This is a genomic window from Aureibaculum sp. 2308TA14-22 (assembly GCF_040538665.1).
Taxonomy (GTDB): Bacteria; Bacteroidota; Bacteroidia; order Flavobacteriales; family Flavobacteriaceae; genus Aureibaculum.
Genome location: NZ_JBEWXT010000001.1, coordinates 1,264,830 through 1,290,140, shown reverse-complemented (window position 1 = coordinate 1,290,140; position 25,311 = coordinate 1,264,830). Strand labels below are relative to the sequence as shown.

Below are 25,311 nucleotides of genomic sequence, written 5' to 3'. Positions count from 1 at the left end.
AATTTTGGCTGATCAAAACGAAAAACATAGCAGACATTGGCGTGCTACATTGCACGAGATAATCTACGGCACACATACACCCGCTGGCAGATTGTTTGATGTGGTATTACTAATAGTAATTCTTTACAGTATCATTATTGTAATGCTAGAAAGTGTTAAAGGGTATGATTTAAAATATCATGATTTCTTTAATATTTCCGAATGGGTTGTTACCATAATTTTTACCATTGAATATATTTTAAGAATAATCTGTGTTAAAAAGCCAAAAAAATATATTTTTAGTTTTTATGGTGTTATTGATTTACTTTCTACAATACCAAAATATTTATCCTTTTTCTTTGCCGGATCGCAATACTTTGCTGCATTTAGAGCGTTGCGACTACTAAGGGTGTTTAGAATTTTAAAATTGGTAAGATTCTTAGGAGAATCTAATAATTTAATGAAGGCTCTTAGGGCCAGTAGAGCGAAGATTTTTGTATTCGTTTTCGCGGTTTTAATTATATCAGTTATTCTTGGTACGGTTATGTATCTAGTAGAAGGACCTGAGCATGGTTTTAAGAGCATTCCACAAAGTATATATTGGACCATTGTAACACTAACTACTGTTGGTTACGGAGACATTTCACCACAAACCCCTTTGGGTCAGTTTATTGCTACCATTATTATGATTATAGGTTATGGCATTATTGCAGTACCTACTGGGATTGTTTCAGCGGAATATACTGCCGCCCATTCAAAACCTGAACATCATGATAAAGGCCGTTCTTGTAAAGCTTGCGGATCAGACATCATGAGAAACGATGCAGATTATTGCAGAATATGCGGTAATAACCTAAATGATGACTAATTATTTAATAACAATAATCGGTCCTACAGCTATCGGTAAAACAGCATTGAGTATTGCTATTGCTAAATATTTTAATACCGAAATACTTTCTTCAGATTCTCGTCAATTCTATAAAGAAATGAATATTGGTACCGCAGTACCCAGTCAATCGGAATTACAAGCGGTAAAGCATCATTTTATTCAGCATATTTCCATTCATGATGAATATAGCGTTGGGCATTTTGAAAAAGATGCTATCATAAAATTAGACAAATTGTTCGAAAAATATAAAGTTGTTGTTATGGCTGGTGGCAGTGGTTTGTATACTAATGCGGTGCTTTATGGATTGGATGATTTCCCCAAGGTTGACCCACAAATTAGAAAAGATTTAAAATTACAACTAAAGGAAAATGGAATCGCTTCACTTCAGACACAACTTAAGGAGCTGGATACTGAAACCTATCAAAATATTGATCTAGACAATCACCAACGGCTTATCAGAGCATTGGAAATTTGCGTGGGTACAGGCAAACCATTTTCAACATTTCAAACAAAAAATATGGTAAAAAGAAATTTTATTCCCATAAAAATCGGTTTAACAGCAGATAGGGAAATTATTTATAATAGAATTAATCGTAGAGTTGATCTAATGATTAAAAATGGCCTGCTTTCAGAAGCTAAAAATCTATTTAGACACAAAGACTTAAATGCCCTACAAACAGTTGGTTACAAAGAATTATTTTGTTATTTACAAGGAGAATATTCACTAGAAAATGCAATTGAAGAAATCAAAAAAAATACACGAAGGTTTGCCAAAAGACAGTTGACTTGGTACAGAAAAGATGATGAAATTAAATGGTTTGATTATATTGAAAAACCTGAGGTCATTGTTGAATCGATTAATCGGTTAATTGTATAATCAATATATCTTCTTATTGTATTTTTCGGGGTATTTAGCCGTTTTATCTTTATAAAAATCTTGTATTATAGTCATATCTTTTTCAAAATCGCCAGATAAATTTATGATTTTGCCTACACCTGCAATTTTCTGTTTATAGTCGGCAAAGCATAAACATACAGGTACATTGGCTTTAGTAGCAATGTGATAAAACCCTGTTTTCCATCTATCCACTCGGTCTCTAGTTCCTTCTGCGGGTACACCAAGAGCCAACTTTTCACTTGTATTAAAGAGTTGCACTGCATAATCTACCATGTTTGTACTTTTTTTTCTATCAACACCAATACCGCCCAACCATCTAAAGAAAAATCCGTGTACTCCTTTGGTATAAAAATCTTTTATAAAAAATTTAGCCTTAATATTGGCTTTCCAGTAAATGGCCAGACCAAATAATATATCCCAATTGGAAGTATGCGGTGCACCCAACATTACGCATTTATTCACTTTAAAATCAGAGACATATGAAGATTTCCAACCAAAAATGAACAGTACAAACTGGGCGATTAATTTTTTCATCTAATACAAATTATAAACTTTCATTAGCGTCTTCTCCATTTCTTTTTTAACCGCACTGGAAGGCCCCGAATAATGGTTGTTCATATAGCTAAAGATCAGAAATGTGCCTTTTTTGGTTATAAGATAGCCGCTTAGGCTCGATACAGCATTCAGCGTTCCCGTTTTTGCATAGACAAAAGGTTTGCCGTTATTGGCATACCAGTTTTTTATCGTTCCCGATTTTCCACCAACTGGAAAGTAGTTCAACAGTTTTTGCTTTGGTATTTCGTTGTACATTTTTTCCAATAATTTGACCGTGTTTTCAGGAGTAAACTGGTTGTATCTAGATAAGCCTGAACCATCCGCCCATCGCACCTCATGGGGCAAATCCTGTAAATAATTTTCTTTGGCATATTTTATACCTTCATATGTACTGTATTTATCGGAAACTGCTTTGCCTACCTGCAACATCAACTGTTCCGCAATAAAATTATCGCTAATGGTCAGCAATTGTTTATAGAGGCTATCATATCGTTGCCCATAGATATAATTAAAATTGTGCGTTGTTTTTGGAGAAATCAGCTTTATTTTTTTACCGATTGTATCGCTTAAAAGATCTGCCGTAAGTTGGTTAGAAGTTATAAATGGTACATCATAAGTGCGTTGACTATTTTTTTCTATATAAAATTGATTAGTTCTTAAATCTCGTCGTAACCTGATGGAATCCAAAGGTTTGATTTTATTTTTTAAATAGGTTGGATAACTTTTAATTTCCCCAATATCCCATTTATAGGTCAACATATTGCCGTAAATGGGAAAAAGACTCATTTCGGGCTGGTAATAATACGGATAATCTCCCCAAGCCCAACCAGCACCAAATGCAGGACCGTCAATTTTTGCATCTACCATATAAACACTGTCTTCTGCCTTTTTTAAAAAATTAAGCACTTTGGAACTTTCAAAATCATCATATAAAAGAGATGGATCTGCCGTACCTTTTATTACTAATGAGTCTTGTGATTTATAATATGCCAAACTTTTTACGGAATCCTTAAACGTTCGGTATGCAGCATAAAAGGTGTAGATCTTTGTATTAGAAGCTGGTGTAAAATATTTTGCTCCATTATGGTTTACCAATTGCTTTTTTGTAGCCGGATTGTACAGTACAAACCCTTTAAAAAAATCAGAAGACTCATTGTGTTTCTTTAAATCGTTCTTCAGTAGATATGTAGTTCCACAAGAAGATAATAGAAAGCTGATAATTAATATCTTAACTACTATTACGTAAAGTTTATTCTTCAAAATATTCATCTTTAAATCCTATTAAATATAATTTTTCTTGTGCTCTAGTTACGGCTGTATATAGCCATCTAAAATAAGCTAAACTAGTCCCATCGGGTAAATAAGGTTGTTCAACAAAAACCGTGTTCCATTGCCCGCCCTGCGATTTATGACAGGTCATGGCATAAGAGAACTTTATTTGTAGGGCGTTAAAGTAACTATTGTTCTTAACCATTTGCAATCTTTTGTACTTTGACTTTTCTTCTTCATAATCCTTAGATACCTCTTGATATAGTCGGTTAGATTCTTCGTAGGTCAACGAAGGGCTTTCACTTGACAAGGTGTCCAACAGTACAACCGTTTCAAAAGGCTTTTGATCTGGATAATCTATCATTCTTAGGTTTACCTCTGCAAATCTAAACCCGTATAAATCTATCCATTTAAAAATACGCAAGATTTCACAGATATCGCCATTAGCTATAAACCCTGCATCGGCATCATCCTCTAGCCAAAAATAGTTATTTTTTACCACCATCACATAATCTCCAGCAGCAATTTCATTTTCCTGTCCTCGAATGGCACTCCTAATTTGCTGATTGTATTGATTAGCACGTTTGTTAGAGCGAACAATAAAAGCGGTATCCTCTACTCCATTGCTATCATAAGCATCGGTAATAGCATCTTGAATGTCATAGCCCTCCGTCAAACGGATAATATCTGGAAAGCTCAAATTAAACTTGAAATTATCATAAATACCATCATGAAATAACGCTCTAATTTTAGTTGCATTAACTAAAATACCAGAATCTTGGTGCTGACGCATAACCTCATTCAATTCAATTTCAATAACTTGCTTATGATAATTTATCTCAAAAGTTTCTGCTTTTAAAGCTGGACTCAATTCCAATTTTACAGGCGGTAGTTGAGCAGTATCACCAACAAAGACCATCTTGCAATTTTTACCAGAATAAACATAGGACATTAAATCGTCCAAAAGTGAAGCTTGGTCAGCGAATTTTGTATTACCCGTATTGTCAGGTATCATTGAGGCCTCATCAACAATAAATAGTGTATTGGTATGCTTATTTTGCTGTAATGTAAAGGCCACACCTCCATTTTTAGATTTACGTGGGTGATAGATTTTTTTATGAATTGTAAACGCCTTTTTACCAGAATAATTTGAAATAACTTTGGCAGCTCTACCCGTTGGTGCTAATAAAACCGATTTCATACCAACGCTCAAAAGATTATTTACTAAAGTACTCATAACAGTAGTTTTACCAGTACCTGCAAATCCTTTTAATATAAAAACTGTGTTTTTATCTTTATTATAAATGTAAGTGGATAATTTGAATAGTAAATTATCTTGAGTTGATGTTGGCGTAAATGGAAATTTACTTTTAAGTCTCTTATAAAAGTCTTTAGGGTTTGAAATCATTAAGTCTTAATACGAATTAGCCAAAGGTACAAATAGATTTAGCATAAAAGTTTTAACTTTAATTTTTTTTTGTAGATTTGCTGTATAACCATTAAAAATCAAATTTATTAAAAGATGAACACAATTCTAATCATCCTAGCCTCAATCGTAGTAGTGGGACTGCTCGCTTATTTAATTGTAAATAAAATCCCCAAAGGAGTAAGACCTGTAATTTCTATTTTACTATGGTTGCTTATTGCTTTTTTAGGATATAGTATCTATAAAGCAATTATGGGGCCTATAGAATTTAATAAAGAAAAGGTAAGTAGGTACTCTCCTGTAATTGAAAACTTAAAGATGATACGTGATGCAGAATTGGCTCACAGAGAAGTAACTGGTGATTTTACTGCAAATAAAGCAAACCTCATTAAATTTATCGATACCGCGAAGTTTGCCATTACAGAAACGAAAAACATCGTAGTCCAAGAGCAAAGAGGTGCACTTACTATTGATGTGGAAAAAAGAGTTGTTGATACCATTGGGTTTAAAGATGTACGTGCAGATTTTGCTGGAAAAGACTACAAAAACATGTTTAAAGTACCGGGTACAGATGCGGAATTTGATTTAGAAACCAATTATGTAGAAAAAGTACAAGGAGTTAAAGCTCCTGTATTTATAGCAAAAGTAGATAAAGCTGTTGTACTTCAGGGTATGGACAAATCTTTAATAAGACAAGAAAAAGAAGCTTTAGGAGGTGTTGATGTGAGAGGTGAGTATATTTCTGTAGGTTCTTTAGAAGATGTTAAAACAAGTGGTAACTGGCCACCTTCATATGATACAGCAGAAGAAAAAGCTAAAAACGAATAGTTTAGATGTTAATCATCTAGAGAACAATCATTTATCCATCCAATTCAGTTTGGGTGGATTTTCTTTTTGTGTTCTGGACAAAGAAAATAATAATTTTATAGCTTTAAGTGATTATGTTTTTAATGAGCCTAATAACTCCCCGCAACGTTTAATAGCAAATATCTCTTCAATATTTGGAAATGAAGAGTTGCTGAAACAAAAGTACAGCTCTGTTAACGTAACCCATGTAAACGATTTGTTTACATTAGTACCAAAACCTCTATTTAATGAAGATAAGCTTCAAGAATATGTAAGATTCAACACTAAAGTATACCCTCAAGATTATTTGGTTTTTGATGAAATAAAAAATCTGGACATTATCAGTATTTTTATTCCTTTTGTTAATATCAATAATTTCTTAATAGATCAATACAATCATTTTGAATATAAGCACAATTCAATTGTTTTAATAGAGAACCTATTATCAATTTACAAGTACAGTTTAGTGCCTAAGGTATTTGCTCATGTTGCTGATGGTCATTTTGAATTGATAGTTATTGCTAACAAAAAATTACAGTTTTACAATACATTTAAGTTCTCAACCAAAGAGGATTTTATCTATTATGTTTTATTCACTGCAGAACAATTAAAATTGAATCCTGAAAAGTTTGAATTTATATTTTTTGGTCATGTCGAAAAAGAAGATTCTTTATTTAAAATTGCATATAAGTACATCAGAAATGTAAGCCTGCTTGAGAACAGATCAAAATATAGTTTTGACCCAGTTTTTACCGAAACCGATAAACGTACTTATTATTCTATATTAAATCAATACTAATTAGTTTACTAAGTATTATGCGAATTATTTCAGGAAAGCATAAAGGCAAAAGAATTACAGCTCCAAAAAAGTTGCCTGCAAGACCAACTACAGATTTTGCTAAAGAAGCACTTTTTAACATTATAAACAACAATTATTATTTTGATGAATTGTCCGTATTAGATCTTTTTGCTGGTATTGGTAGCATTAGCTTAGAATTTTCTTCTCGCGGAGCAAAAACGGTAACAAGTGTTGATAATCATTATAGTTCGGTGCAATTTGTTCAAAAAACAGCTGATGAACTTCAGCTTAATATTAGAGCATTAAAAAGTGATGTTTTTAGTTATCTGGCTAATAATAAAATGACTTTTGATATTATTTTTGCTGATCCGCCCTATAGTTTTGCAAAAGAGCAATTAGAAAAAATTATATCTTTAGTTATTGAAAATAGAATGATAAATGAGGATGGTTTACTAATCATAGAGCATTCTAAACATACAGATATTTCAGACTTACCAAATTTTAGCTATTCAAAAAAATATGGTAGTAGTATGTTTAGTTTTTTTGACAATTAATTAATACTTAATATCCATTGAAATATTACAGCTTAAACAACAACGCAAAAGAGGTCTCATTTAAAGATGCCGTAATCAAAGGATTGGCTGAAGACAAAGGGCTTTACTTTCCTGAGAAAATCATTCCATTAGAAAAGGATATTATTGACAATGTAGATCAATATTCTAATGGGGAAATTGCTTTTAAAGCCATTCGGCAATTTGTTGGAGATGAAATTCCTGATACCGTTTTAAGAGAAATTATTACAGATACGCTTTGTTTTGATTTTCCTTTGGTTGATATAGAAGAGAATATTAAAACGCTAGAATTATTTCATGGCCCAACTATGGCATTTAAAGATGTTGGAGCCAGGTTTATGGCTCGTTGCCTAGGATATTTGAATAGAAATAGTGATAAAGAAGTAACCGTTTTAGTAGCTACATCGGGAGATACGGGTGGTGCTGTGGCGAGTGGTTTTTTAGGGGTTGAAAATGTAAAGGTTGTGATTTTATATCCTAGTAAAAAGGTTAGTGAAGTCCAAGAAAAACAATTAACTACTTTAGAGCAAAATATTTCTGCCTTAGAGGTTGATGGCACTTTTGACGATTGTCAAGCTATGGTAAAAAGGGCATTTTTGGATACTTCAATTACTGATACAAAACAATTAACATCGGCCAATTCAATAAACGTAGCACGTTGGTTACCGCAATTATTCTATTTCTTTTTTGCTTACAAACAGTTAAAAAATAAGAACAAGAAACTTTTTTTTTCAGTACCTAGTGGAAATTTTGGAAATATTTGTGCGGGGATGATGGCAAAAAAACTAGGTTTGCCAATTCATCAATTTATTGCTTCAACTAATATCAATGACGTTGTTCCCAACTACTTGAAAACTGGAGAATACGATCCAAAACCATCACATCAAACCATATCGAATGCTATGGATGTTGGTGACCCAAGTAACTTTATCAGGATTCAAAAAATATATAATGATGATTTGGAAACGTTAAAAAAAGACCTTCTCTCCTATTCTTTTACCGACCAAGAGACTAAAAGAGCCATGCTGCACCTCTATAAAAATTGCAACTATATTGCAGACCCACATGGAGCAGTAGGCTATCTTGGACTTAAAAAATATTCATTACCAAACGATGCCTATGGCATCTTTTTGGAGACGGCACATCCTGTAAAATTTTTAGATGTAGTTGAGCCCGTAATTGGAAAAACCATAGATTATCCTCCGCAAATAAAAGCTGTCATTGATAACACGAAAAAAGCAACATTTATCAAAACTTATGATGAGCTAAAATCTTTTTTACTCGATTAAGTTTTCGACGAATTCATGAATTCAATAAATTTCTTTTTATATGCTCTACCAATAGGCAGTTCATATTTTAGAATTTCAACATCGTTATTTGTATATGCCGTAATCTTATCAATAGCTGCTATATATGATTTATGAATTCTGAAAAAGTAATTTTTATTTAATAATTTTTCAAAATTACCAATAGATTGTTTTGTCAATACACTTTTATCTAGAAGAACAATTTTTACATAATCTTTTAACCCTTCAACATATAAAATATCTTGTAAATTTATTTTTATGAATTTTCTCTCTGAACGTACCATTATAAAATCATTGGTATTTTCTTTTACCGAATCAGCTTGTCCTCTTTTCTTATCCAAAAACTTATCAATAGATTGCAAAAACCGCTCAAACGGAATCGGTTTTACCAAATAATCTAAAATACTCAAATCAAAACCCTGAACCGCAAACTCTCTAAACGCAGTCGTTACAATTATTTCTGGTCTATCTTTTAATGCTTTAACAAACTCTAAACCATTTAGATCAGGCATTTGTATATCTATAAACAAAAGATTAATGCTTTTGTCTTTTATTTTCATAAATGCTTCGACTGGTTCAGTGTAAGCACCAACCACCTTGAAATTAGGGAGTTTATCCAAATAGTTGGCAATCACGTCTATTGCCAAAGGCTCGTCATCAACGATAAAACAGTTATATATCATCTTTATTTAAATTTAGGAGTAATTTAGCTTCATAATAGTTTACGGCATCTTCTATTTCTAATGTATAACGTTCTTTAAATAAAAGTTCTAGTCTTTCTTTTACATTCTGTAAACCCATCCCTGAGTTTTTTTCAGGCACTTGTTTTTTTAGTGATTTACTATTTTTAAATGTTATTAAAAGGGTACTGTTCAATAATTTTATTTTAACAGTTATCCAAAAAATTCCTTTTTTATTTTTACCTCCATGTTTAAAGCAGTTCTCAATAAAAGGTAATAAAAGCAAGGGCGGTGTTTTTATATTACGAACATCATCTATATCAAATTCTACAGATAGACTCTTGTCATAACGCAATTTTTCTAATGTGATATAATTTTCCATCAACTCGATCTCATCTTTAAGAATGACTTCTTTTTCACCAGATTGATACACCAAATATTCCAGCAAATTAGATAATTTTAAGATACTTTGTGAGGTTTGTTCAGAATCATTTACGGATAAGCTATAAATATTGTTAAGTGTATTAAATAAAAAGTGAGGGTGCAGTTGCCTCTTTAATATTTCTAAATCTGATTTTGCCTTTGCAATGATAAGTTGCTCATTGACCTTAGCTTGTATTCTCCAATCAGAAATTATATAAATACAGATAGCAAGGGCGATAATAGCATAGTCCCTAATTGCGTTTTTAACAACCTTTGTCATAGGCATTTCACCTACATATCCTGAATTCAAATAATTGACAATTTCCAACCATTCCACACGGGCAAATAATATGGCAATAGCAATACTTATGCAAACTAAAATAAAGACAACTATTTTATTTTTCTTTAGCAATTTGGGAATAGCATAAAACAACATAAAATATGTTGGTACCATTACAATAGGTAATGAAATTACCAATGACCTTAAGGTTCTAAAATGTTCAACACCATCAAGATGTGGTAGGTTGGCTAAATATTCCGAAGCCAAATACAACAACCAAAATAGCAAATGAGATATGATTTTTTTTACAGTAAATCCTGTTTTGTGCATTGATCGTATTTTAGATAAATATCTGAATTAATTGGCATTTTCCAAAAGTTAATAGACAAACTGATTAATTGCATATAGCAATTATTGTCCTTCGACGACAATCAACCTTTTAAGGTATTATAGCCGTTACTATATTAAATAGCATCGTTGGTCTATTTTTCAAAATTCTATTTAAAGTAGTTGCTAATTTCGGCTTTAACTATTTGTTTAACTAAAATTTTATATCATGAAAAATCTAAAAAAAATTGTATCTGTATTAACCATTCTGACATTAACATTTTTTGTTCCTGCAATACTCAACAGTAGTAATTTAACTTCAAAAGTAGCACCTTTTGATAAAACAGGTGGAGCCTATTTGACAATTGCGGGTAAATTTGGTGGTGACATATCAAAACAAGAAATTGAAGATAATTATAAACTGGGAGTTGAAGGATGTGCCAAAGGCTCTAAAATTACCCAATTTACAATTCATATTAAAGCTACGGGTAAAACCATAACCGTAAAAGAGGATACCGACACCTTAAATAGTAAAATTCTTTCACATTTAAAGGATTTAAAGAAGGGAGATACATTTACTTTTAAAAATGTTAAAGCCAAATTGCCATCGGGCAGTAACGTTGATGTAGTTAGCAGGACGTTTACCATAGTCTGACAAAAACCTCAAGTAAAAAGGTTCATTTAACAATTAAATGAACCTTTTTTGTTATAATTACTTTATCAAACAATTTAGATTCAAATTCGTACAACAATAATTCAAGCTTATGACGAATTAAAATCTTTTTTACCCCATAATTAATCCTTAATTTTGCGGGACGAATTTATTTATAATTCATCTTTATTATGAAAAATACTGCCTTAACTCACATTCACGAAGCTCTTGGAGCCAAACTAGTTCCTTTTGCAGGTTACAATATGCCCGTTCAATATGAGGGAATTAACGTAGAGCATGAAACCGTTAGAAATGGTGTTGGTGTTTTTGATGTTTCGCATATGGGTGAATTTTTAATTACGGGGCCAAACGCATTGACGTTAATTCAAAAAATGTGTTCTAATGACGCTTCAAAGCTGGTAGATGGTCAGGCACAATATAGTTGTTTCCCGAATGAAAAAGGTGGTATTGTTGACGATTTAATTATTTATAGATTAAATGGAGAAAAGTTTCTTTTGGTGGTAAACGCATCAAATATTGATAAAGATTGGGAATGGATTAGTAAACACAATACGATGAATGCAGATATGCGAAATTTATCTGAAGATTTCTCTTTGTTGGCTATTCAAGGACCAAAAGCGGCAAAAGCGATGCAATCATTGACTTCGGTGGATTTGGAAAATATGAAGTACTATACGTTTGAAGTTGCTGATTTTGCAGAAATTGAACACGTAATAATTTCAGCCACTGGTTATACAGGTTCTGGTGGGTTTGAAATTTATTGCAAAAACTCTGAAGTTGAACAAATTTGGAATAAAGTGTTGGAAGCGGGTGCAGATTATGGCATCAAACCTATCGGGTTAGCGGCCAGAGATACCTTACGTCTAGAAATGGGTTTCTGTTTGTACGGAAATGATATAGATGATAGTACTTCGCCTTTGGAAGCCGGTTTGGGTTGGATAACCAAATTCACCAAAGATTTTGTAAATTCTGAAAATTTGAAAAAACAAAAAGAAAGAGGTTTAGAACGCAAACTAGTTGGTTTTGAATTGGATGACCGAGGTATTCCTAGACAAGATTATGATATTGTTGATGGTAATGGAAAAAAAATTGGTGTAGTAACTTCTGGAACTATGAGCCCTTCGCTTAAAAAAGGTATAGGGTTAGGATATGTTCCTGCTGTTTTTGCAACCGCTGGAAGCAAAATTAACATTCAAATAAGAAAAAATGCTGTTCCGGCAACAGTAGTTAAATTACCTTTTTACAAGGCTTCTTAATCAAGTCTTTTGCTTCTTTTTCTTAGCCGCAGGAAACAATACATTGTTTAAAATCAGTCGATATCCAGGAGAATTTGGGTGTAAATCTAATTCCGTTTTAGGATCTCCTACCCTATGCGTATAATCTTCAGGGTCATGACCGCCATAGAAGGTCCACATGCCTTTACCTTTTACACCATGAATGTATTTGGCTTCGTCATTTACCTTGTTTTCACCCATAACCAACACAGTAGATTTTACATTGGCTCGGTCATAACTTGTAGTTTGCCCCATAAAACCTTTTACCAATAAAGTATGATTCTGCGTAAGCATTGTAGGAACAGGATCCCATTTGGCGGAATATTCTTGTAATGAAAAGTAATCTTCGGTACGCTGAATATATCGTTTTCGGGTCATATCGATTGATGAAAATTCATATTCGGTTGGGCTTCGCACCAATCTAAAATCGGTAAAAGCAAAGGTTTTTTCAAAATCAATTTTATCTTGATAATTAGGTTCTGAAGGGTCACCATCGAACATAGCTTCAGCTATATCAACACCTTCAGCAGCTAGAGCAATATCAAAACTATCGGTTGCCGAACACATGGCAAACATAAAACCTCCACCAATAACAAAATCACGTATTCCTAAAGCTACTGCTAATTTTTGTTCAGACACTTTATCGTACCCTAACTTTGTGGCCAATTTTTCAGCATAAGCTTTACCTTCTATATACCAAGGAGCTGCACGGTACGATCCATAGAATTTACCATATTGCCCAGTAAAATCTTCGTGATGCAAATGCAACCATTCGTATTTAATCAATTCATCACCTAATACTTCTTCATCATAAACAACGTCGTAAGGAATTTCAGCATAATTCAAAACCATTGTTACGGCATCATCCCAAGGCATTTTATCTTTAGGTGAATACACCGCAATTTTAGGTGCTTTTTCCAACGTTACAGCTTCCATATTTTGTGAGGGACTTGCAATTAGTTCCAATATTTGCATGGCTTCAGTATCAGATATAACCTCATAAGAAACACCTCTTATTTTACACTCATTCCTAAACTCTTGATGATCTTCCAACAAAAACGAACCACCTTTGTAATTCAATAACCATTTTACATCGTTCCCTTTTTGTAAGGAAAAATAGGTAATACCGTAGGCCTTTAAGTGATTTTCTTGACTAACATCATCCATAGGTATTAAGATAAATGAAGCAAAAGCCATTTGACTCAATAATACTACTACGGCACAAACAATATGTTTTAATTTAAAACTCAAAAGTCAATAATTTAAGAATGACCAAATTTACGATTATTAAAATTAACTTGAATAGGACTTCGAGTTAATAAAATTGTAATAAATTGCGTAATCAATATTTTCAACTATGACAAACCTGCAAAACCTTTTCTGTTGTTTAGTTTTCTTAACAATTTCCTCCTGTCAATCTTCAGACGAAAAATTAGGAGATTTTAAATTACTCCCATCACCTCAAGATTTTGAAATTAAAGGCAATAGCTCGTTAAAATATAATGATGTAAAATCTTGTTTTGCAATAGATACTGAACTCCCTGTATTGGACAATTTATTAGCAAAAATTACGGTTAGTGAAAAACCTGAAGGAGCAACTATTATTTATGCTATTGATAGTACACTCTCACTAGCCGACCAGGGTTATAAAATGACCATAGCCAAAAAGAAAATATTTATTAACGCCAAAGACAAAGCAGGTTTGTTTTATGGTTTTAAAACCTTAGAACAATTGCTTCAAGATGCTAAAGAACAAAATGTATATCTGCCCGAATGCACCATTGAGGACTACCCCTTACTCTCCTATCGTTCAATCCATTTGGACATAAAGCACCACTTAGAAAAAACAGAATATTATTACCAACTGATAGATAAATTGGCCAGTTATAAGGTAAACGGCATTATAGTAGAGCTAGAAGATAAATTAAAGTACGAACGGCAACCTGAGGTAGCTTCCGCTGATGCCTTGAGTATTGAAGAATGGCAAAAATTATCTGATTATGCCAAAGAACGCCATATCGAAATTAGTCCGTTGGTTCAAGGATTGGGGCATGCTTCATTTATTTTAAAACACGATAAGTACAAACATTTACGTGATGATCCAACAAATGATTGGGCCTTTAATCCACTAGACCCCGAAACTTACGAAGTTCAATTTGATCTATATCTCGATGCTATGGAAGCCACACCGCATGGAAAATATTTGCATGTTGGGGGTGACGAAGTACATACTTCGGGCAGGAATAGTGGTAAATCTTCGCTAGAATTACAATTGATGTGGCTCAACAAAGTTTCAAAGTTTGCCGAAGAGCATAATCGAATTCCTATTTTTTGGGACGATATGCCCTTAAAAATCGCCAATGTATATCAGCCAATGTTCAATCTAGAACTTAATCAAAAAGAAGTGGATAGTATCTGGGCAAAAAATGAGCATAAGCTTGTAGAATTTTTGGACCTTTTCCCTAAAAATTGTATTTATATGCGATGGAACTATAGCAAACCACAAGCGTTAGGTAATGCCAAAGCCATGGAATGGTTTCAAAAACATGACATGGAAGTTTTGGGAGCCACGGCCGGACAGACCAGATGGGTATTGATGCCGCAGGAAGAAAGTAATATGGATAACATCAAGTCTTTTGCCCTTTCGTCCATAGACAATAACCTTAGGGGGTTGTTATTGACCCTTTGGGATGATGACTCTCCGCATTTTGAATTGTACATGCGTGGTATTATTACATTTTCTGAATATACTTGGGCTGGTGAGAAAAGAAATAATGAGGAGCTAAAATCCGCTTACCGGCATAGGGAATTTTCGCATCAAGTTTCCGACCCTGAGTTTGCTTTTATAGACAGTTTAGAACTACCCGTTGCTTTTTGGAAAAATGCATTATTAAATGGAAATAGACGGAATTATTTAATGAGTAGCGAAAATGCAATTGATAAAGATGTTATCGATTTGCCAGACTCCAATAAAAAAGGAGAATGGAGCAAAAGACATAAGGAACGTTTGACAAAAGCTGAAAAAATGATCACTCTAAACGATTCTATTGCCGAAAAAATAGAAACCCTAAAATCAAAAGCCAACCGCAATATATATACGCTTGAAGTTTATGAACAGGTAAACAAACTGACACAATACACCTCAAGATTGCTTATTGTTTTAAAAGAATATGACAATGCAACGGACAAAAAAGAAGAATCAGATGCCATAAATAATTTGAGAAAATTAAAAGATGATTTTAAACCCTTGAGAAATGAATTTGAAATGGTTTATGGAAAAACACGTATTCTGACCAAACCAGATGATTACATTTTAGACCAAGACCACCATGTGCATTTGGCAAATCAGAGTATTTCATTTGACTGGCAATTTTATGCGGAGATGCTCTTTTTAAAGAAATTGGATGAAGAGTTGCTTAATAAAGTAGAAAAAATAACAGATTAAATTCTTTTAAAATCTCAAGTGTAATATTTAGCGTCTAAAACGGCACATCCCCATCATCATCATTTTGAGGGATATTGTCAAAAGCATCATTTGGATTTTGTGGTGTTATAAAATCGTTCATTTTAGATTGAAATTCACTTGAAAAAGATTCTTCCAGATCAGAGAATTCTGCCAAATGCCCAGTAAATTTTAATCGGATATTTTCTAAACCACCGTTTCTGTGTTTGGCTACAATAAATTCTGCTTGTCCCTCACATGGGCTACGTTCTTCGTCATCCCATTCCGTTTGCCCGTAATACTCGGGTCTATAAATAAACGAAACTATATCCGCATCTTGTTCAATAGCTCCAGATTCACGTAAGTCAGATAACAATGGACGCTTACTTCCTCCACGTGTTTCTACTGCACGCGACAATTGGGATAAAGCAATTACTGGTATGCTCAATTCTTTAGCCAGTGCTTTTAAGTTTCTAGAAATGGTAGAAATTTCTTGCTCTCTATTTCCGCCACCTTTGTTTACCGAACCAGCGGTCATTAATTGTAAGTAGTCAATAATAATAATTTTAACACCATGTTGTGAAGCCAAACGTCTTGCTTTTGCACGTAAATCAAAAATAGATAACGATGGCGTATCGTCAATAAATATAGGTGCTTTAGAAAGATTTTTAACTTTTACGTTCAGTTGTTCCCATTCATGAGGCTGTAAATCGCCTTTTCTTAATTTACCTGATGATATTCCTGTTTCACTCGAAATCATTCTTGTAATTAATTGAACGGAACTCATTTCCAACGAAAATATAGCTACGGGTGTATCAAAATCTATGGCTACATTTTTTGCCATGGACATTACAAATGCTGTTTTACCCATACCTGGTCTAGCGGCCAAAATTACCAAATCCGAAGGTTGCCAACCAGAAGTCAACGCATCTAATTTGGTAAACCCAGATGCGATACCACTCATACCCTCTTTATTGGAAATTTCTTCAATTTTTTTAAGTGCTTGTGAAACTAAACCTTCAGCAGCTTCTGAACTTTTTTTCAAATTACCTTGAGTAACTTCAAATAATTTGGTCTCAGCAGAATCTAATAAATCAAAAACATCAGAAGTTTCGTCATACGCTTCATCAATAATCTCACTAGAAATGCTTATTAAACGTCGTTGAATATATTTTTGGATAATAATACGTGCATGGAACTCAATATGAGCTGAAGAAGCTACTTTTTGTGTTAGGCCTACCAAATAAAAATCCCCGCCAACACTTTCAAGCTGTCCGTCCTTTTTTAATTGACTGGCAACGGTCAATAAATCTATCGGTTCAGATTCGTTGAACAACCTAAACATGGCATCAAAAATAAGCTGATGTGCTTGTTTATAGAATGCATCGGCATGCAAAATGTCAATAACATCATCAACACCTTTTTTATCAATCATCATTGCTCCCAACACAGCTTCTTCAAGATCAACAGCTTGTGGTGGCAATTTGCCTTTTTCTAAGTTAATTAGAGTGCCCTTATTGGGTCTTTTTGTGCTTACAGGTCGTAAATTTTCCATTGGAACAAAAGTAATTTTTTCTTTATCAATTTTATCCTAAAATACAATTATATTTGAACAGAAACTGTTAACAAGTCATATTTTTGTTAATAAGTTTTACACTCTATTTTTTTAAGTATTTTTGACTAATGAAGAAACTAACCCAATATCAAATACTTAGCCTATTATTACCTGTACAAATACTTTTAGTAAAGCTCATTTCCTATTTCCCAAATAGTGTAGAGCGTTATTATTCCAATGGTATTTATCCATTAATTTCCAAAATTTTTAGGTTCATTTTTGGTTGGGTTCCTTTTTCCGTTGGCGATATTTTTTATTTTTTGCTGGGATTATTTTTACTCATTGGAATTGTAAAGTGGATTAAAACCAAATTCAGGAAAACCAAACAACAACTTTTTAAATTAGGTGCTTACTTATCCATATTTTACTTTCTCTTTCATATACTTTGGGGGTTAAATTATTACCGAAACTCTTTGTACACAAACTTACAATTAGAGCAAAAACCATATACAGTTGAAGATTTAGATACCTTAACTAAAAAGTTAATTGACAATTTAAAATATACACAAAATCAATTGGTTGAAAATGATTCCATAGCTGTGTTAGTTCCATATTCTAACAATGAAATTTTAGAAAAAACGAAATCGGTATATGCCAATTTTGCTAAGAGTTATCCAGAATACAATTACAAAACCGCGTCGTTAAAAAAATCATTATTCAGTTTGCCATTGAGCTATATGGGATTTTCAGGATATTTGAATCCAATTTTTGGAGAAGCACAGGTAAATAGTAAAGTTCCAAAAGTTACTTTACCAGCAATAAGTTGCCATGAAGTTGCACACCAATTGGGAATAGGGTTTGAAAATGAAGCCAACTTTATAGGCTTTTTAGCCGCTTCAAAAAGTAATGATTACTATTTTAAATATTCCGCATATATAAAAGCACTTCGGTTTTCCATAGCAGGTTTGTATTATATGGATGAAAAACTAGCAAATGAATACATTGATAGAATTCCGAAAGGCGTGTTAAAAAACATCAAAGAATCAGAAGAATTTTGGATGTCTTACCAAAATAAATTAGAACCATTTTTTAAAATCTTTTACGATGGCTACTTGAAAGCAAATCAACAAAAAGAAGGTATGAAATCGTATAGCAGAATGGTTGATTTACTAATTGCCTACGACAAAAAATATGGAATATAGCTTGTTAATTAAAATTTGAAATTTCATCTTCTACTTAGATTTATATTCCTTAATTTTAGATTTTTACAATTAAAAATAAATTAACGAATGAAACTACCAAACATCGCACTACAGTTTAGGGTATTCTTATGTATCACTTTCTTAAGTTTTACGACCATTTCTGCTCAAGAATATTTCCCTAAAAACAATGGTGTAAAAACCAAAAACACCAATTATACTGCATTTACAAATGCCACTATAATTGTAAGCCCCACTCAGACCATTAAAAAAGGTACGCTATTAATTAAAGACGGAAAAGTAAGCAATGTTGGCTCCAACATTACTATCCCTAAAAACACAATTAAAATTGACTTAAAAGGAAAAAGTATTTACCCCTCTTTTATAGATGCCTATTCTGATTTTGGAGTGGCAAAACCCACACCACAACGAGGTAGTTTTGGGCAACCACCACAGTACGATACCAAACGCAAAGGGTATTATTGGAACGAGCATATTAGAGCGGAAACCAATGCATTAAACGCTTTTAAGTTTGATTCTAAAAAAGCTGAAGGGCTTCGTAATGCCGGATTTGGTGTTGTAAACACACATGTACAAGATGGTATTGTACGGGGTAATGGTATCTTGGTTGCCTTAAATTCCGAAGGTTCGGATTCCCATCGGTTATTAGACGTAAATTCTGCACAATATTTGTCTTTTAACAAGAGTAGTGCTTCAAGGCAAGTTTATCCTACTTCATTAATGGGTGCAATGGCATTATTACGACAATTATATTTAGATGCTGATTGGTATGCAAAGGGAAACGTTGATACCAAAGATTTAACCTTAGAAGCCTTCAACAAAAATAAAAATCTAAAACAAATATTTTATGCTGGAAGCAAAGTCAATGCGTTGAGAGCAGATAAAGTTGGTGACCAATATGGAATACAATATACCATTGTAGGACAAGGCAATGAGTACCAACTCATAGATGAAATTAAGAAAACCAATGCCACATTTATAATACCTGTAAATTTTCCCAAGGCTTATGATGTTGCCAATCCCTTTCAAGCAGATCATATCAATTTAGAGGATATGCGGTATTGGAATCAAGCTCCAACAAACCTAAGCGTGTTATCAAAAAACAATGTCCCATTTTCATTAACTACGCATAGTTTAAAATCAGTAAAAAGTTTTCATAAAAACTTGCAGAAAGCGATACAATATGGTCTGGACAAAACAAAAGCCTTAGAAGCACTTACAACTGTACCTGCTCAGATATTAGGAAAAACAAATCTAATAGGCACTTTGAATAAGGGTAAACAAGCCAACTTTTTAATTACGGATGGTGATATTTTCGACCCAAAAACTAAATTGTACGAGAATTGGGTGCAAGGAACAAGAAACGTGATAAAGGATAGTTCTGTTAAAGATTTGTCAGGCTCATATGCCTTAAATTTAGATGGAAAAACGTATGACCTTACTTTTTCTGGTGATGCTGAAAAACCCAAAGCGTCTATTAAAAAAGATAGTACCAAGTTAAAAACTAGTGTTACCTACGCCAATGATTGGTTAGGATTAATTATTATGGATAAAGAAGATGTACATCGACTAAACGCCAGAGTAAATGCCGATACCGATAACCTAATGGGAGAAGCTCATATGGCCAATGGTAATACAGTAAATTGGTCAGCTACAAAAAAACCATCAACAGACAAAAAGAAAGAAGATAAAAAAGAAAAACCCATTTTTGATGTAATGCCTTTAACTTATCCTAATGTTGGTTATGGGTTTTCTGAAAAACCAAAAACTGAGACCATTTTATTTAAAAATGCAACGGTGTGGACTAATGAGAACGAAGGCATTCTTAAAAATACAGATGTATTATTAAAAAATGGAAAAATTGCAAAAATAGGCACTAATTTATCTTCTGTATCAGCCAAAGTAGTTGACGCTACTGGGAAACATTTAACGGCAGGAATTGTAGATGAGCATACACATGTTGCAGCAGCTAGTAGTAATGAGGCAGGGCATAATTCTACTGCTGAAGTTAATATGGAAGACACTATTGATAGTGAAGACATTAATATTTACAGGAACTTGGGTGGTGGTGTAACCACAATGCAAATCTTACACGGTTCTGCTAATCCAATTGGTGGAAGGTCGGCCATAGTTAAGTTAAAGTGGGGAGAAATTGGTGACGATATGATTTATACAAATTCTCCAAAATTTATAAAGTTCGCATTAGGCGAAAATGTAAAACAATCCAGATATCCAACAACTACAAGTAGGTTCCCACAATCGAGAATGGGTGTTGAACAAATGGTAACGGATTATTTCCAAAGAGCGAAAGAATATGATGCTCTTAAAAAAAGTGGCAAACCGCATAGAAAGGATATTGAAATGGAAGTGTTGGCAGAAATTTTGAACAAGGAACGCTTTATTACGGCTCACTCTTATGTGCAAAGCGAAATTAATATGTTAATGAAAGTTGCTGAAAAGTTTAATTTTAACATCAACACCTTTACGCATATTTTGGAAGGCTATAAATTAGCCGATAAAATGAAGGAACATGGTGTTGGCGGTTCTACTTTTTCAGATTGGTGGGCATATAAGTATGAAGTTAATGATGCCATTCCTTATAATGCTGCCATTATGCATAACGCTGGTGTAGTTACTGCTATCAATTCGGATGATAGAGAAATGTCCAGACGTTTAAACCAAGAAGCGGGTAAAACCGTGAAATATGGCGGTGTTTCTGAAGAAGAAGCTTGGAAATTTGTGACTTTAAATCCTGCAAAATTATTACACATAGATGATCGAGTTGGCAGTATTAAAGTGGGTAAAGATGCCGATGTGGTGTTATGGACAGACCATCCTCTTTCTGTATATGCTAAAGCTGAAAAAACCATTATTGAGGGTAAAGTCTATTTTGATTTAGAACTGGACAATCGACAACGAAAAGCCATCAAAAAAGAACGAAATAAACTTATTGCAATGATGTTGCAAGAAAAAAATGGTGGAGCACCAACACAAGCACCAAAAAAGAATGTAAAAAAAGAGTTGCATTGCGATACCATCAACCACTAAAACCTCATACAATGAAAATTATAAAAAATATAGTATTAAGTCTGTTATTAGTATGTACGATTCAACTAACGGCACAACAAACACCAGCAGATGCTCAATCTGAAACCATTACCATAGTAGGTGCAACGTCACACATAGGCAATGGTGAAGTGATTGAAAATAGTGTAATTACTTTTGAAAATGGTAAGATCACTACAATTGAAAAAGCTACTACAAGTAATATTAACGGTAAAATTATTGATGCCAAAGGTAAGCATGTGTATCCAGGTTTTATTGTACCTAATTCTACATTGGGATTAGGGGAAATTGATGCGGTTAAAGCATCGGTTGACCAAGCTGAAATTGGTGGTATCATTCCCCATGTGCGTAGTTTAATTGCTTATAACGCTGAATCTAAAGTAGTAGAAAGCATGCGTCCGAACGGTATATTATTAGCTCAGGTTGCACCTACAGGTGGTAGAATTTCTGGCACATCTTCCATAGTACAATTAGATGCCTGGAATTGGGAAGATGCTGCTGTTAAAATTGATGATGGTATTCATTTGAATTGGCCTAGCAGTTTTTCTAGAGGAAGATGGTGGTTGGGTGAAGATCCAGGTATAAAACCAAATAAAAATTACGGAAAGCAAGTTGATGAAATCAAGCAGTTTTTATTAGGAGCTAAAACGTATACGTTAGGAAGTAAATCACCTAAAAACTTACCTTATGAAGCCACTTTAGGTTTGTTTGACGGCTCAAAAAAACTATACATTAATGCTGATGATGCTCGTGAAATTACCGATGGTATTACTTTTGCTAAAGAAATGGGCGTTAAACATGTAGTATTGGTTGGTGGCTATCAAGCTAATAAAACCATTGCTATTTTAAAAAAGCACAATATTCCTGTTTTGATTCAACGTACCCAGAGTTTGCCGGATAATAATGATGATGATTACGATTTGCCTTATAAGCTCCCTAAATTATTGACCGATGCGGGAATTTTAGTAGGACTTGAAGGCACAGGTCGAATGGAAAGAATGAACAATAGGAATCTACCCTTTTATGCGGGACAAGTTGTAGGCCAAGGACTCGATAAAGAAAAAGCACTACAGTTAATAACTAGTAATACAGCTAAAATATTAGGTATTGATGCTGATTATGGCACATTGGAGGTAGGCAAAAGTGCCACCTTGTTTATCAGTGAGGGCGATGCATTAGATATGCGTACCAATCAACTTACACATGCTTTTATCGATGGCAGAATGGTTAGTTTAGAAACGCATCAAACAGAATTGTGGAAACGGTATAGTAAGAAATATTCCAAATAGAAAGGTGAGTATACTCACTTGGTAAAACAGTAAAAATTGCACAAAGAAATTACTAGCGTACATAATAGCTTTATAAAAGAAATTTTACAATTACAAAATAAGTCCCGTGTTAGAAAAAATACGGGACACTTTGTTATTGAAGGCAAACGTGAAATTTCATTAGCAATAAAAGGAAATTATCAATTGCTACAAGTTTTGTATTGTGATGAAATTTATGACTATGATAATCTCGAAAGCTATCAAACTGAAATAATCAAAATAAGTAAGCAAGTTTATCAAAAAATTGCCCAACGTGACTCTACTGAAGGCATAATTGCCATTGCAGAAAGTAAAAATTTTGATTTGCAATCGTTAAATATAAAATCAATAAACCCTTTAATTTTAGTTGCAGAAGCTCCCGAAAAGCCAGGAAACATAGGAGCATTATTGCGAACTGCAGATGCCGCCAATGTTGATGCTGTTTTGATTGCTAATCCTAAGACGGATATTTACAATCCCAATATTATCAGATCTAGTGTCGGGTGTGTTTTTACCAATCAAATTGCTACAGGTTCAACTTCTGAAATTATTAAGTTCCTTAAACAGCATAACATTAACATTTATTGTGCGGCTTTAACTGCCTCAAAACAATATCAAGCATTAGATTATACTAAAAAATCTGCCATAGTTGTAGGTACAGAAGCAACTGGGTTGAGCGAAGAATGGCTAAAGAATTCTACTCAAAATATTATAATACCAATGCAAGGGCAAATAGATTCATTAAATGTTTCTGTTTCCGCTGCAATTCTTATTTTTGAAGCGAAAAGACAACGTAATTTTTTATGAGAAAAATTCAAATTGCTTTTATTTTCCTTATCGCAATCGCATTAACCAGCTGTGGGGCTTCTAAAAAGGCAGCTGCGGTTGCCAAAGTGGAGTCAGAACTGGAAAAGCAATATCAATTGTATAAAGGTATTCCCTATAAATATGGTGGTACAGATAGACGTGGATTTGATTGTTCTGGTTTCGTTGGTAAAGTATATAAAGATGGATTAAAAACCCAATTGCCCAGAACCACAAAAGAAATAGCAAAAATGGGCAGAAAAGTATCAAAACACAGATTAAAACCTGGTGATTTGGTTTTTTTTAGACCTTCTAGAAAGTATAGACATGTAGGAATTTATGCAGGAGATAACAAATTTATGCACAGCTCAACTACTAAAGGTATTATGAAGTCTGATTTGGATAATGTCTATTGGAAAAAGAAATTTCGTTATGCCAAACGTATTTTAATCTATTAACATAATGACGCCACAGCAATTATTTTATATTATTATCGGCATATTGGTAATCAATTTTATCGTTGATAAATACTTGGATTATTTAAACGCTAAGCATTTTGATGATGCCATTCCACCTTTATTGGATGATGTTTATGATGAAAAGGAATATACCAAATCACAAGCCTACAAAAAAGAGAATTTTAAATTTTCAAGCATTACGGGAGTTTTTTCCTTTTTATTGACCTTAGCTTTTTTCTTTTTTGATGGTTTTGCTTATGTAGATCAATTGGCGAGAAGTTTGAGCGATAATAAAATTGTAATAACACTTTTGTTTTTCGGAATTATTATGCTAGGTAGTGATATTTTAACCACACCACTCTCCTACTACAAGACTTTTGTAATTGAAGAAAAGTACGGGTTTAACAAAACAACAAGAAAACTCTTCTTTACCGATAAAATTAAAGGATGGTTATTAACAATTATCGTTGGTGGCGGAATTTTAGCATTGATTGTTTGGTTTTACCAACAAACAGGTAAGAATTTCTGGATCTACACTTGGGTGTTTATAGCTGCTTTTTCCATTTTTATGACCTTATTTTATTCTACGTTGATTGTTCCACTGTTCAACAAACAAAGTTCGTTGGAAGAGGGCGAGTTAAAAACAGCATTAGAAAGCTTTGCCCAAAAAGTTGGGTTCAGCCTTGATAAGATTTTTGTGATTGACGGCTCCAAACGCTCCACCAAAGCAAATGCCTATTTTACAGGGTTTGGCAAAAAGAAACGTATCGTATTGTACGATACCTTAATCAACGATTTGGAAACTGATGAAATCGTTGCTGTATTGGCTCACGAAGTGGGACATTACAAAAAAAAGCATGTCGTTTTTAATATGGTAAGTTCTATCCTATTGACCGGATTGACCTTATACATTTTATCCTTTTTTATTGATAGTAAGTTATTAGCCAATGCCCTATCGGTTTCCGAACCCAGTTTTCATATTGGTTTAATTGCTTTTGGCGTATTGTACAGTCCCATTTCTGAAATTACTGGACTCGTAATGAATATTTTTTCAAGAAAATTTGAATACCAAGCCGATGATTACGCTAAATCCTATTTTGGAGCAAAACCCTTAATAACCGCATTAAAAAAGCTGTCAAAAAACAGTCTGAGTAATTTAACACCTCATAAGGCTTATGTTTTTATGCACTACTCCCACCCCACGTTGTTGCAGCGGGTTAAGGCGATGATGTAGAGGTCTTTTCTATTCTAGCTTTTTGTAC

The 25,311-nt window shown here is 33.4% G+C and carries 22 protein-coding genes; 15 read left to right on the top strand and 7 right to left on the bottom strand.

Features of this window, described 5'->3' with window-relative positions; genetic code table 11:
* Positions 1-4: 4 nt before the first annotated feature.
* Complete coding sequence (locus U5A88_RS05665) at positions 5-847, top strand: ion transporter (RefSeq protein ID WP_354204553.1); 843 nt, start codon at positions 5-7, stop codon at positions 845-847.
* Entirely contained in the window at positions 837-1,745 is a 909-nt protein-coding gene (gene miaA, locus U5A88_RS05660) for a tRNA (adenosine(37)-N6)-dimethylallyltransferase MiaA (RefSeq protein ID WP_354204552.1), read from the top strand. The genes U5A88_RS05665 and miaA overlap by 11 nt, the downstream gene beginning before the upstream one ends.
* Here the strand turns inward: miaA and U5A88_RS05655 are convergent, their stop codons facing one another.
* Genes U5A88_RS05655 through U5A88_RS05645 form a run of 3 tightly spaced genes read right to left on the bottom strand, consistent with a single transcriptional unit; the run spans position 1,746 to position 4,998 of the window.
* The gene (locus U5A88_RS05655) at positions 1,746-2,300 is read right to left on the bottom strand and encodes a 1-acyl-sn-glycerol-3-phosphate acyltransferase (RefSeq protein ID WP_354204550.1); all 555 of its coding nucleotides are present in this window, start codon (positions 2,298-2,300) and stop codon (positions 1,746-1,748) included.
* The gene (locus tag U5A88_RS05650; RefSeq protein WP_354204548.1) at positions 2,301-3,581 is read right to left on the bottom strand and encodes a D-alanyl-D-alanine carboxypeptidase/D-alanyl-D-alanine-endopeptidase; all 1,281 of its coding nucleotides are present in this window, start codon (positions 3,579-3,581) and stop codon (positions 2,301-2,303) included.
* Complete coding sequence (locus tag U5A88_RS05645) at positions 3,571-4,998, bottom strand: ATP-dependent DNA helicase (RefSeq protein ID WP_354204546.1); 1,428 nt, start codon at positions 4,996-4,998, stop codon at positions 3,571-3,573. Before U5A88_RS05645 ends, U5A88_RS05650 begins: the two co-directional genes overlap by 11 nt.
* 114 nt (positions 4,999-5,112) lie before the next feature.
* Between U5A88_RS05645 and U5A88_RS05640 the strand changes: the two genes are divergently transcribed.
* Genes U5A88_RS05640 through thrC form a run of 4 tightly spaced genes read left to right on the top strand, consistent with a single transcriptional unit; the run spans position 5,113 to position 8,522 of the window.
* Entirely contained in the window at positions 5,113-5,844 is a 732-nt protein-coding gene (locus U5A88_RS05640; protein ID WP_354204544.1) for a hypothetical protein, read from the top strand.
* Positions 5,777-6,661: a DUF3822 family protein gene (locus U5A88_RS05635; protein WP_354204542.1), complete on the top strand. Its 885-nt coding sequence runs from the start codon at positions 5,777-5,779 to the stop codon at positions 6,659-6,661. Before U5A88_RS05640 ends, U5A88_RS05635 begins: the two co-directional genes overlap by 68 nt.
* 17 nt (positions 6,662-6,678) lie before the next feature.
* Positions 6,679-7,215: a 16S rRNA (guanine(966)-N(2))-methyltransferase RsmD gene (gene rsmD / locus U5A88_RS05630; protein ID WP_354204540.1), complete on the top strand. Its 537-nt coding sequence runs from the start codon at positions 6,679-6,681 to the stop codon at positions 7,213-7,215.
* Between the two features lie 17 nt (positions 7,216-7,232).
* The gene (thrC, locus tag U5A88_RS05625) at positions 7,233-8,522 is read left to right on the top strand and encodes a threonine synthase (RefSeq protein ID WP_354204538.1); all 1,290 of its coding nucleotides are present in this window, start codon (positions 7,233-7,235) and stop codon (positions 8,520-8,522) included.
* Here the strand turns inward: thrC and U5A88_RS05620 are convergent.
* Together U5A88_RS05620 and U5A88_RS05615 are read right to left on the bottom strand one after the other, a co-directional pair.
* Positions 8,519-9,223: a LytR/AlgR family response regulator transcription factor gene (locus U5A88_RS05620; protein ID WP_354204536.1), complete on the bottom strand. Its 705-nt coding sequence runs from the start codon at positions 9,221-9,223 to the stop codon at positions 8,519-8,521. The two genes, thrC and U5A88_RS05620, sit on opposite strands and share 4 nt — an antisense overlap.
* Positions 9,213-10,253 carry a sensor histidine kinase gene (locus U5A88_RS05615; protein WP_354204534.1) on the bottom strand — a complete coding sequence of 347 codons (1,041 nt, stop codon included), beginning with the start codon at positions 10,251-10,253 and terminating at the stop codon, positions 9,213-9,215. The genes U5A88_RS05620 and U5A88_RS05615 overlap by 11 nt, the downstream gene beginning before the upstream one ends.
* Before the next feature lie 226 nt (positions 10,254-10,479).
* On the opposite strand from U5A88_RS05615, the gene U5A88_RS05610 reads away from it, so the two are divergent.
* Positions 10,480-10,905, top strand: coding sequence for a hypothetical protein (locus U5A88_RS05610; RefSeq protein WP_354204532.1), 426 nt, complete (start codon positions 10,480-10,482; stop codon positions 10,903-10,905).
* 188 nt (positions 10,906-11,093) lie between these two features.
* A complete protein-coding gene (gcvT, locus tag U5A88_RS05605; protein WP_354204530.1) occupies positions 11,094-12,179 on the top strand; it encodes a glycine cleavage system aminomethyltransferase GcvT in 1,086 nt (361 codons plus the stop codon).
* Here the strand turns inward: gcvT and U5A88_RS05600 are convergent, their stop codons facing one another.
* Positions 12,180-13,394, bottom strand: a complete 1,215-nt coding sequence (locus U5A88_RS05600; protein WP_354208148.1) for an asparagine synthetase B — start codon at positions 13,392-13,394, stop codon at positions 12,180-12,182.
* A gap of 160 nt (positions 13,395-13,554) precedes the next feature.
* Between U5A88_RS05600 and U5A88_RS05595 the strand changes: the two genes are divergently transcribed.
* The gene (locus U5A88_RS05595) at positions 13,555-15,642 is read left to right on the top strand and encodes a glycoside hydrolase family 20 zincin-like fold domain-containing protein (RefSeq protein WP_354204528.1); all 2,088 of its coding nucleotides are present in this window, start codon (positions 13,555-13,557) and stop codon (positions 15,640-15,642) included.
* A gap of 34 nt (positions 15,643-15,676) precedes the next feature.
* Here the strand turns inward: U5A88_RS05595 and dnaB are convergent, their stop codons facing one another.
* Positions 15,677-17,194: a replicative DNA helicase gene (gene dnaB, locus U5A88_RS05590; RefSeq protein ID WP_354204526.1), complete on the bottom strand. Its 1,518-nt coding sequence runs from the start codon at positions 17,192-17,194 to the stop codon at positions 15,677-15,679.
* 128 nt (positions 17,195-17,322) lie between these two features.
* Between dnaB and U5A88_RS05585 the strand changes: the two genes are divergently transcribed.
* The 6 genes from U5A88_RS05585 to U5A88_RS05560 all read left to right on the top strand — a co-directional run bounded on the left by U5A88_RS05585 (position 17,323) and on the right by U5A88_RS05560 (position 25,283).
* Positions 17,323-18,396, top strand: coding sequence for a DUF3810 domain-containing protein (locus tag U5A88_RS05585; RefSeq protein ID WP_354204524.1), 1,074 nt, complete (start codon positions 17,323-17,325; stop codon positions 18,394-18,396).
* Positions 18,397-18,483: 87 nt separating this feature from the next.
* Positions 18,484-21,462, top strand: coding sequence for an amidohydrolase family protein (locus tag U5A88_RS05580; protein ID WP_354204522.1), 2,979 nt, complete (start codon positions 18,484-18,486; stop codon positions 21,460-21,462).
* Between the two features lie 11 nt (positions 21,463-21,473).
* Positions 21,474-22,769: an amidohydrolase family protein gene (locus U5A88_RS05575; protein ID WP_354204520.1), complete on the top strand. Its 1,296-nt coding sequence runs from the start codon at positions 21,474-21,476 to the stop codon at positions 22,767-22,769.
* Positions 22,770-22,805: 36 nt separating this feature from the next.
* Complete coding sequence (locus U5A88_RS05570; RefSeq protein ID WP_354204518.1) at positions 22,806-23,594, top strand: TrmH family RNA methyltransferase; 789 nt, start codon at positions 22,806-22,808, stop codon at positions 23,592-23,594.
* Entirely contained in the window at positions 23,591-24,049 is a 459-nt protein-coding gene (locus U5A88_RS05565) for a C40 family peptidase (RefSeq protein WP_354204516.1), read from the top strand. The genes U5A88_RS05570 and U5A88_RS05565 overlap by 4 nt, the downstream gene beginning before the upstream one ends.
* A gap of 4 nt (positions 24,050-24,053) precedes the next feature.
* Complete coding sequence (locus U5A88_RS05560) at positions 24,054-25,283, top strand: M48 family metallopeptidase (RefSeq protein ID WP_354204514.1); 1,230 nt, start codon at positions 24,054-24,056, stop codon at positions 25,281-25,283.
* The last annotated feature ends 28 nt before the right edge of the window (positions 25,284-25,311 follow it).